The following is a 1,541-nucleotide window of genomic DNA, read 5'->3' on the forward strand; positions in this document are numbered from 1 at the left end:
GGCCCCCGCCCGTCGGGGAAGGTGGGCGTCGCCCACCCCCCACCGGGCTGTGCGGCGCTGGCCGAGCAGACCCTGGACGCGGCCGCGGCCCACCTCGGCCTGCGCCGCAGCGACCTGCTCTACGCCCGCGTCGACGTGGTCCCCACCGACGACGGCACTCCCGCACTGCTGGAGCTGGAACTCACCGAGCCCTCGCTCGGCCTCGCCCACGCCGACCCGGCCGCCCCCACCCGCTTCGCCTCAGCCCTCCGCACCCACCTCACCTGAGCACCAGGGCGGGGTGTGCCGTGAAGGGCACCTTCCCTGCGTCACACGCGGTGCGGGGCACATTCGCTGCATCACACGCAGGGAATGTGCCCCGCACGCGGAACAGGTGACCGGGGCGGTCAGGCGCGTTTCGCGGCGAGGCGCTCCGGGCGGGGCCACCGGACGTTGCGGGCCCAGCCCAGCTTCTCGAACAGCCAGATCACCCGCGCCGAGATGTCGATCTGGCCGCGCAGCACCCCGTGCCGGGCGCAGGTCGGGTCCGCGTGGTGCGAGTTGTGCCACGACTCACCCATCGACAGGATCGCCAGCGGCCAGAAGTTGGCCGCCCTGTCCCGGCTCGCGAACGGGCGCTCGCCCACCATGTGACAGATCGAGTTCACCGACCAGGTGATGTGGTGGGAGAACGCGATCCGCACCAGGCCCGCCCAGAAGAACGCGGTCACCGCCCCCCACCACGACCAGGTGAGCAGCCCGCCGAGCAGGGCGGGCAGGGCCAGACTCGCCGTGATCCACAGCCAGAAGAAGCGGTTGACCACCGTGAGGTCCCGGTCGGCGAGCAGGTCGGGGGCGAACCGCTCGTAGTTGGTCACCTCGCGGTTGAACATCCAGCCCATGTGCGAGTGCCAGAACCCGCGCAGCAGGGCCGTCGGGGACGTGCCGAACAGCCACGGGGAATGCGGGTCGCCCTCCTTGTCGGCGAAGGCGTGGTGCCTGCGGTGGCTGGCCACCCAGAAGATGACCGAACCCTGCACGGCCATACTGCCCGCGATGGCCAGGGCGATGCGCAGCGGGCGGTTCGTCTTGAACGCGCCGTGCGTGAAGTAGCGGTGGTAGCCCACGGTGACCCCGAGGGTGCCGACGGTGTAGAACACGGCCGCGAGGGTGAGGTCGAGCCAGGTCAGACCCCAGCCCCAGGCGAAGGGGATCGCGGTCAGCAGCGCGACGAACGGGATCAGCAGGAACGCCTTCAGCACGATCATCTGCGCGGTGCCGCGTTCGTCGCCGACGAGCGGCTTCGGCCCGGACGTCGCCGTGTCGGACGCGTGTGCGGTGGAGCTCATCGTTGCGGGTGACCTCGTATCCGTGGTGGAGAACTCGGGGCTCGACTTCAGTGCAGCACAGCGTATCGGTGTCCGCATGCGAACCGGCGGGCGACGTCGCGCGGACGTGCGACCACGGACCGGACCGGTCAGCGCACCGAGGTGTCCCCGGTGCGCTCCGTCTCCGGAACCGCGGCGGCATCGGCGGCCGGGCCGCCGCTCCCCGCGCCGGTG

1 protein-coding gene and 1 pseudogene are annotated in these 1,541 nt (G+C 71.7%); one reads left to right on the forward strand and one right to left on the reverse strand.

Features of this window, described 5'->3' with window-relative positions; translation table 11 throughout:
• Positions 1–267 (forward strand): annotated as a pseudogene (locus ACTIR_RS20910) (hypothetical protein); the annotation flags it as partial.
• Positions 268–386: 119 nt separating this feature from the next.
• Here ACTIR_RS20910 and ACTIR_RS0100225 read toward each other — a convergent pair.
• Entirely contained in the window at positions 387–1,328 is a 942-nt protein-coding gene (locus tag ACTIR_RS0100225) for an acyl-CoA desaturase (protein WP_026452781.1), read from the reverse strand.
• Between the last annotated feature and the right edge of the window lie 213 nt (positions 1,329–1,541).

The sequence above is a fragment of the Saccharomonospora iraqiensis subsp. iraqiensis genome, from assembly GCF_000430445.1.
GTDB lineage: Bacteria > Actinomycetota > Actinomycetes > Mycobacteriales > Pseudonocardiaceae > Saccharomonospora > Saccharomonospora iraqiensis.

Coding starts and splice junctions, on each gene's coding strand:
- ACTIR_RS0100225 (WP_026452781.1), bottom strand. CDS start 1,328: ATGAGCTCCACCGCACACGCGTCCGACACGGCGACGTCCGGGCCGAAG.